Genomic DNA, 8,328 nt, shown 5'->3' with positions numbered 1-8,328 from the left:
GTGTCTGGCTTCACCCCTTGAGCGATTAAATAATGCGCCAGCTGATTCGCCTTTGAGTTGAGTGCTGCATACGTCATCGACTGACCTTCAAACACCAACGCCATACTGTCAGGCGCTCCCAATACCTGCGCTTCAAATTGCTGATGTACCATCAGTGCATGTGCATGTGCACTCTCTGTGTTGTTCCATCTATGTAATTGTTGATGTACAGAGTTATTATCTAAACAATTGAACTCTTGGACTTTAGAGTTTGGGTTTTCAAGAATCTGTATAACCAAACTCTCTATCTGACATAGATGTGATTCTATTTGTGAATGACTAAAATATGCATTATCAAAAGTAAATTCAGCGATTACATCATCATCTTTTACAAAGTCTTGAATTGCGATTACAAGAGGCTTTGCTCCAAAGTCATTATTAAGGGGTCTTCTATAGGTTTTGGTATTTTCAAAGCTATACTCATCTGAATAATCTTCTACCGACAAAGATATATCAAACAAATTAGCTCCTAGATGACTTGTCGACCGCAATAGACGCATAAGTTCAGAAACTGGAAAACGTTGATGTTTATATAAACTTCTCATTTGAGAAGTAATTCCCAACATTGTCTCGACAAACGAATTTGAAGGAACAACTGGCACTACAACAGGCAAAATAGAAGAAAACATACCTACTGATTTCTTTTGGCTTGCAGATGTTCGATTGTGAACAGGCATTCCAATTGCAAGTTCTTCCCTGCTATCCGTCAGTTTAGAAAAATAAATTGCCATAACAGCAAGGAAAAAATGTGTGTTAGAACCACCAACCTTCGCAGATAACTTTGTCACAGCGGAAAATGTACTGCGCTTTATTGACCAATAGGCCTTAGAGAACGAGCTACTTTTGGAGTTCAGCGACTTAGTGTTAAACAACGGCTCAGGCAGCTTATTAAAACGATCTAACCAAAAAGCTTTATCTTTTTGAAAACGCTTCGAAGATTTATATGCTAAATCTGCCTCAATAAAATCAATATAAGAAGATGTATAGCTACTTAGTTTTTCAGGGGAATTTAGAGCATGATATATATCAATAAGACGGGTTGAAAATAAGTAGCTTGAGAATCCATCTGACACTAAATGGTGAAAATACGGAGCAATTATTCCCTCATCTTCTGAGACTTTGATCCAATCAACCTTCCAAAGTGGATGATTATATAAAGAAAAAGGCTCATTTAGTCGTTGTCGCATATGCTTTTGTGCACGCAGCTGCGCGTCATCAAAAGACGAGAAGTCCACTTGCTCGAATTGCACGTCAATGTCATTCTCAAACCTTTGAGTCACACCATATTCCGTTTTACTGAACACCAAACGAAATGCATCATTGTTATCGATGAGAATTGAAAGGGCGGTACACAAACGTCCAAAATCAACCTTCCCTTCGATATGCATTGAACCACCAATATTGTGACAAGGCAGTTCAGATTTTAGTTCTTGGTCTATCCATATTAATTCTTGAGGGGAAGTAAGTGGGTATTGTAATTGATCACTCATGACGATTTATTAACCTATTCTTATATATACTCTTATTAACTTATTAACTTAAACAGTTAATTCAGAACCATCCTTGAAGTTATATTTCTTTAAAATGCAAATTAAAAACGCATAAAATCTAAATTATATTTACAACAGGATATAATTTTTTCACCTATATCAAAGGGGAAACGACATCATATTTTGAAAACTAAATCATAGTAGCTGATTCTTTTTCTTTTGATTCAATACCAACTAGTTCTCCTCCATCCATAAAGATTAGTCTATCGGCACATTTGAAATAACGATCATCGTGAGAAACGACAATAACTAACTTATTGTCTTTTTTCATGGTTGGTAAAATTTGATGATAAAAAATTTTCTTGAATTCTGGATCTTGATCAGCAGCCCACTCATCAAAAATATAAATATCCTTATCTTCAATTAAAGCAACTAAAAGTGCCAATCTGCGGCGCTGACCGTCAGACAGTTTAGTAGTAGTAAAATAACCATTAACAAAATCAGTTTTCCCTGATAAACCTAAGCTTTCCAAATAAAAATTAACTTTCTCAATATCTGACAAATTTTGCTTTTTATACAATTTACTAAACAAGTAATAATCAGAGTATATAACTGAAATCCGCTCTCTAGCTAAAGCTATATTACTCTCATCAACAATCATATTATCAAAAAGAATTTCACCTTCATTGCATTGATAATGCAATGAAATTAACTTGCTTAGTGTGGACTTACCAGATCCGTTACCACCAACAATGAAATTAATTTGACTTCGACTAAATGAGAGACTAACAGGTTTTAAAGAGAATGAATTATCAAATTTTTTACTAGAGTATTTATAGCTTACACCTTTGACATTATATGTATTCCATTCCGGTAATGGTTGAGAATCGTTGCAATATAATTCGCCGTCGAAACACTCTAAAGCATGTATACGTTTCAATGCAATATTACCTATTTCAAGCTCTCTAAACATCCCTAATATTGTTGCAATAGGGCCAGCTATATAGAGAAGGGCCATAATAATTCCTGCACTTTCTTCTTTGGGAAAAGGAATATAACTGGGTAAGACAAAAACAAGAAATCCAATAATAAAAAAAGACAAAAGATCACTTGCAGTAGCAGATAAATGAAGAACTCCATCAGCCATTTTTTCTAATTTTGTGGACTTTAAAAGCGGGATTTCTATTTCTTCTTTTATATAATTTTTAGATTTATTTCTATCTAGTTTAAGCTCAAAGGCCCCAAATATTAGACCCCTTAAGCCCTCTTGAATAACATCGCTAAACTCTCGGGACTTAACGTATGAACTTCTAACAAGCCTGACTGGAGTTTGATAAAGAATAATGCCAAATATGACGGAGACTATAACAATCGCAAAAACAATAGAGTTTAATATGAACAAGTAACTAAACATACCTATGATAGTTACTATTGAAACGACAATAACGGGAATACCTACAGCAGCATTGGCCACGCTCAGTACATCCTCAGTTAGTAAATTCAATAATCGAGAAAATCCTACCTTTTCCATATCATCAAGTTTCATACTGTTAATTCTCTTAACAATATTTAGCTTTAATTCAGCAGTGGCTGATTTGGCGATATTATTAACAAGAATAACTGAAGCAGCTTTGGTAAAAAGTATTATAATAACGGTTAAGAAGAAAACCCATCCTTCATTACCATTAATAAAGTCATAAGATTGAAAGTAACTAGCATTAACTTCAACTTCATCACTAGCTTTAACTTGAATACTGTTAACAATAATCGGAATTATTAGACTGTAAAAGAAACCTGATAAAGCACCAATGGTAACTGCTATAATCAATAGTTTTGGTGAATATGAGAACAACAAGGAAGTTATAGAAACTTTTTTATTGTTTAAGTCATTACTACTCATCCACGCCCCTAAAAAGAAGTTTAAAAACAAAAAAACTGAAAACCATATTATCTATTGAAAACCTCTAAAAAATAAAATTACACACTCACCTAATCAACACTTAAAAAACATATTAAAGCCGCTATATATGATGATAATAAGTGAAAATTTAAATTATAAAGCTAGAACTAAAAATATTTTCCTGCATAGCTCTGCCCCCTCAGCTTTAACTTCAATAAAATTGAAATCAAAATCTCAGCCGAAATTTTTATTTGAATTTTTATAGAGGTAAAATAGGAGCTTAATATTCAATATAAGATTCTTATACAGATCAAACTCGAAAGATAAGCTTTTCTATTTATCAATATCTAAGGTAAGATTTAGCCAATTAGCTTAACTTGTTCTTTTTGAAATGAATCATACTTGTAAAAGTTCTTTTTGGCATTTTGAATAAAATCAGATTGGCTGAAAATGTTAAGTACCAGCCACTTATTAAGTATATCCATAGGGAAAGGTAATGGCCTTAGAAAATCTACAAAGAGAACAGTTCTAGTTTTATCAGATTCATTCCAAGCTGAGTGCTCAAAGCTATCATCAAAAACTAAGCTTTTGCCATTTTCCCAACCTTGTACTTCATCTTCAATTTGAATTGCACATTTTTCAGGAACACTGATTCCCAAGTGGTAACGTAGTAATCCATTGTAAACACCAGTGTGAGGTAGAATCTTTTTACCAGGCTTTAGAATTGAATACATAGCAGACACCCAGCCTGGTATGTTATTTAGTAACTTCATAGTGGATGGGAACAAAGCAATGTTATCTTCTATAGATTCTCCATACCCTTTAAGCACAATCACTTTCCACTTATCGTCTGATGTCAGGTAAGTTTGCTCGTTCTGAATTTCTTGGAAAGCTGGAATATTTTCTTCTTGAGTTAAAGCCAACAATACTTCACTCAAAGCTTCTGAATACAAAGATTCGGCTTCTTTAATCCAAGAAAAATCTTCATTATCAAAAAACTTAACATTCCCATTTTCTGTTTGACGAATGATTTCAGTCGCCACAGGGTGTAGTATATGCCCCCAATCAGGCATGTTGTCCAAAGTCAGTAAGTCAAATTGCCTTAATAAATATTCCGCTTTAGCCTTATCATGTTCGAGCAGTTTATCCAACAGCGGTGTTAAACTACGGACCAACGAACTAAAGTCACCCCGATTAAGATCCATTTCTATTTTTTGTGCACTTTCCTTCATTGCCTTCACTCCTTAAAATATAGTCCTAACACTGTATTAGAATACGATTACGAAACAGATATAAAATAGTTGCCCTTCAGTACTATCAATAAAAGCAAATCCATACCTTTCCTGTATGATGACAGCAAACTAAGCAGGTTAAGGGGAATATAAAAATTCTAATGTCATCTCTCTTAGTAATTTCAAAGTTTGAGCGTTTTTACTCAAAAGCTCCTTTTTACATAACCAAGGTAAGCTTTTAAATTTATCAAGTTAAACACTCAATCCAATTTCATCATCTTTATAAAGTCGACCATAAATAGCTTCTGAATTTGGATTTACATTTGGCAGTTTTTTTACAATCAATTCGCCCAAGCTGGCCTCGGTGATAAGTGTGCCGCCGCTTTTAAACTTTTCAAGATCATCTTCAATAAGTATATCTTTTACTTCTGAAGCTAAACCTGCATAGTGAATTATATAACTATCTATTCTTTCTGATGGATCAACATTAAGAAACAACATGTGATTAAACTGAATAGGTAAATGGAACACTTCACAACCAAGTTTATTGACATTATAATTAAGGAGTGTTTGCTCTGGGTACTTTAGTCCCCCTTGCGACTCTTCATTGAACTCGAAAATAGGTTTATGGCAACTTGACATTACCATCACACCTACATTGAAGTATTCCGTACCCCACTTAATTTGAGGCATCTTTTGTATCATATCATTGATTTCAATAGTTTGATCGATACCAAAATCAGTTTCATAAAGCACAGCAAACTGCTCTACTTCTACTATATCAAACAGATTCGGGCAATTTTTTTGAACCACGGTATCAAGATCCAAAAAAATAATTCTTTCGTACTCACTTAGAAGTTCAAACAATTTAAATTTAGCCCAGTATGCGGAGTATTCTGACTCTATAAAAGGAAGATCAAACTCTTTTATTTCTACGAACTCAGCTCCAATTTTCTTTGCATAAGCTTTATGAGTAGGGAGAGTAAGGCTAGCCATTTTGCTATAGCGTTTACCTATATTAATCGTAACAACAGCATGCTTTTTCACTTTATTATTATCACCTTGTGTTTTCAACCTATTAATTAAATTATTTTATTTCAATAAAGAATAAAATAAAATTCATTTCCATACGGAAGGATATAACACTAAATCAATTATTATTAACACCCCATATAACTTGATGCTTTTTCCACATAGAAATTTTAAAATTTGTGATATTTTTAAATTTACAACCTGAATAAAAATTAGATTAAAACATAACACAGCACCTATTAAAATTACAAACGATTATTGACTTTATTTCAACTAAACAGCTATGCATACGTATTCATAAAATAATTTATGGCATCAATAATTAATAATAAAAACTGAACAATAAAACTGCGTTGCCTCTGAAAAACCCACAAATAATTAACTAAATATTAGGCATAAAATGACAAACACCAAACATTTAAAGATTTAATGAGTGTTCTGTAGGTTTTACCTTCCAATATTTTAGAAAAACCAGTTCAAAAAATTCAATCTAATCAACTCGGAGATGAAAAAAACACAACAATAAAACTAAAAAAAACATACCTATACAACTAGTAACCACTACATCTTCTGGTAACAGAGTTCAGCTCTCTGATAATATTATTCTATAAACTGTAATGGTAATGCTTATTTCCAGTAAAGGTAAATAAGACAATGAAGTAAACTATGAATACAGCATCGGAATATATTAAATATATAAAAATAGAAATGAGACTAGTTTAATTTTTAGTCACGTCAATCAATCTACTACATAGTAATGGAGTTTTTATGCCTAAAAGAGTACTAATCGCTATACCAATAACTGACAGAGACTCGCCGCTCATCAATGAATGTTTCAAAGCCATACAAGCAGCTATTGAATACGTTAACAATAAAGAGATTTATCCAACTGATTTTAGCATTTTAGTTATGCCCAGAATTACCGATTTGATAGCAATTGATAACTGGTCAAGGTTAAAACAAGAATCGACACTCTCTATTAAAATAGAGTGCGTTGACTCTTACGAGATTTATGCACGCCATAACCTAGCTGCAATTGCAAAAAAGCGGAATTTTGCTATGAAAAAAGCTGTGGCAAACAATGATGATTATGTATTGTTCATTGATTCGGATATTTTGCTCAACTCAAATTCAATCTACAACCTGCTTCGAGCAGCTGACCTTGGGCACGATATTACAGTCTCAGCTTATGAAGTTGTTTGGCTAGGTTATCCAGCAATATGCACTTTAAAAAATGGTGAACTAAATATTGTAGACTTATCAGACAAAAAAAATAGCGTTGCGCAACCCGTTCAAATTGTAGGAATGGGTTGCAGCCTGATAAGCAAAAGTTGTTTTAGTATTTCATTTTCAGATTGTTTTACAAACCCAGATCATGAAGCTTTGATAAAGAGCGCGTTAGAAGGGAAAGAGTGGGCTGAATCAATTACCTTTGGTGAAGACGTCATATTTTCACTGAACTGCATAACACAAGGAAAGACCATGTTTTATACAGGTGATATAGTAGAGCATAAATACAAACAACTTTAACATCCTGGAGCGAACTAATAGATAGCAATTGAATGAATTAGATAGCCAACGCGATGGCTGGACATCAAACGCTATATAATATCCACAAATAAGCAATGATTTTACTTGTAGTAGCTCATATGTATTAGTGTGATTACCAAGCGACTTTGACGTATCAACATTATCAATGTCAGCCCAAGTTGGCAACTCATGCCGACTTGGGAAGCAATTCCAACCTAGCCAACCTGAGTGCTGTAGGGTTCATATTTTCTCTCAACCATATCTGGCGTACTCCATAGGGGCTAATTTCAATATCCATATTCGCTTTAAGCTGACAAGAAATTTGAGCTTGGCCTAGATGAGAGTTTTTAAGTCTGAAGTCGATAACAGCTTTCTCGAGCTCTTCTTCTGGTCTGTTTTTATGCTTTAAATCAGGAGTCTCTTGCCGCCTTAGCGCATCTATTCCGCCTTGCTTAACTAGTCGTCTATGGGGGTAAATGGTATCTCAAGATACACCACTGAGAGAGAGGCTCCGTATACGTTTCCAAGTTTTTCGTAAGCGTCGTCTAAACCACAGGCTACAGGCTCATAAAGTAAAGCTCTTATCTCAATTCGGAGCATACCATGCCTAAACATAAAACCGCTGAGCAGTGGCAACTGCTTATAAAGCAACATGCTCAAAGCAAGCTATCCGTCGCCGAGTTTTGACAGCAGCTTGAACTCAATACCAAAACATTTTATAAGTTGCGTGCTGAGCAAGCACCTAGCCAGTTTGTGGCTGCAAAACCAAGTGCACACAGCCATCCTCACCAGCCTTTGCTGCCATGACTCTTTCAATCGGACAGATAAAGCTAGAGTTCCCTGCAGCGACAGATCCTACCTGACTAGCTCATTTACTCAAGGCCTTAACATGATCATTTGGAATATTGATAGCGTGTTACTATATCGCCAGCCTGTAGATTTTCGCAAATCTATCAATGGCCTCGCAGCAATTGTTGAGCAAGATGCGCATTCTCATGACTTTGATCACCGATTCTCATCAGCTTTGATCACTTGATTTATCATTTTGTAGAGCCGTTTTTAAATTAGCTTAACTGATCATCATCAGTCAATTTATTTAACTGTT

At 34.4% G+C, this 8,328-nt stretch carries 6 protein-coding genes; 2 read left to right on the top strand and 4 right to left on the bottom strand.

What is annotated here, in order from left to right:
• From OCI93_RS20600 to OCI93_RS20585, 4 genes are all read right to left on the bottom strand, one after another.
• On the bottom strand, positions 1-1,529 hold a 1,529-nt coding region (locus tag OCI93_RS20600; protein WP_261627218.1), incomplete at its 3' end, for a condensation domain-containing protein.
• Between the two features lie 190 nt (positions 1,530-1,719).
• Entirely contained in the window at positions 1,720-3,429 is a 1,710-nt protein-coding gene (locus OCI93_RS20595) for a cyclic peptide export ABC transporter (RefSeq protein WP_261627217.1), read from the bottom strand.
• 359 nt (positions 3,430-3,788) lie between these two features.
• Complete coding sequence (locus tag OCI93_RS20590) at positions 3,789-4,661, bottom strand: aspartyl/asparaginyl beta-hydroxylase domain-containing protein (protein ID WP_261627216.1); 873 nt, start codon at positions 4,659-4,661, stop codon at positions 3,789-3,791.
• A 252-nt stretch (positions 4,662-4,913) separates the two neighbouring features.
• Positions 4,914-5,708 carry a glycosyltransferase gene (locus OCI93_RS20585; RefSeq protein WP_261592424.1) on the bottom strand — a complete coding sequence of 265 codons (795 nt, stop codon included), beginning with the start codon at positions 5,706-5,708 and terminating at the stop codon, positions 4,914-4,916.
• Positions 5,709-6,461: 753 nt separating this feature from the next.
• Between OCI93_RS20585 and OCI93_RS20580 the strand changes: the two genes are divergently transcribed.
• Positions 6,462-7,223: a glycosyltransferase family 2 protein gene (locus OCI93_RS20580; protein WP_261627215.1), complete on the top strand. Its 762-nt coding sequence runs from the start codon at positions 6,462-6,464 to the stop codon at positions 7,221-7,223.
• Positions 7,224-8,112: 889 nt separating this feature from the next.
• Positions 8,113-8,259 (top strand): IS66 family insertion sequence element accessory protein TnpB, encoded by a 147-nt coding sequence (gene tnpB / locus OCI93_RS20575; protein WP_261627214.1) that lies wholly within the window; start codon positions 8,113-8,115, stop codon positions 8,257-8,259.
• Positions 8,260-8,328: the final 69 nt, after the last annotated feature.

This window comes from Pseudoalteromonas holothuriae, assembly GCF_945859825.1.
Taxonomy (GTDB): Bacteria; Pseudomonadota; Gammaproteobacteria; order Enterobacterales; family Alteromonadaceae; genus Pseudoalteromonas; species Pseudoalteromonas holothuriae.
The sequence above is the reverse complement of the archived record's forward strand: the minus strand, read 5'-3'. Positions and strand labels throughout refer to the sequence as shown.

Bases quoted from the DNA above. Each gene is read 5' to 3' on its own strand.
- OCI93_RS20595 (WP_261627217.1), bottom strand. From the start codon at position 3,429: ATGAGTAGTAATGACTTAAACAATAAAAAAGTTTCTATAACTTCCTTG.
- OCI93_RS20590 (WP_261627216.1), bottom strand. From the start codon at position 4,661: ATGAAGGAAAGTGCACAAAAAATAGAAATGGATCTTAATCGGGGTGAC.
- OCI93_RS20580 (WP_261627215.1), top strand. From the start codon at position 6,462: ATGCCTAAAAGAGTACTAATCGCTATACCAATAACTGACAGAGACTCG.
- tnpB (WP_261627214.1), top strand. From the start codon at position 8,113: ATGATCATTTGGAATATTGATAGCGTGTTACTATATCGCCAGCCTGTA.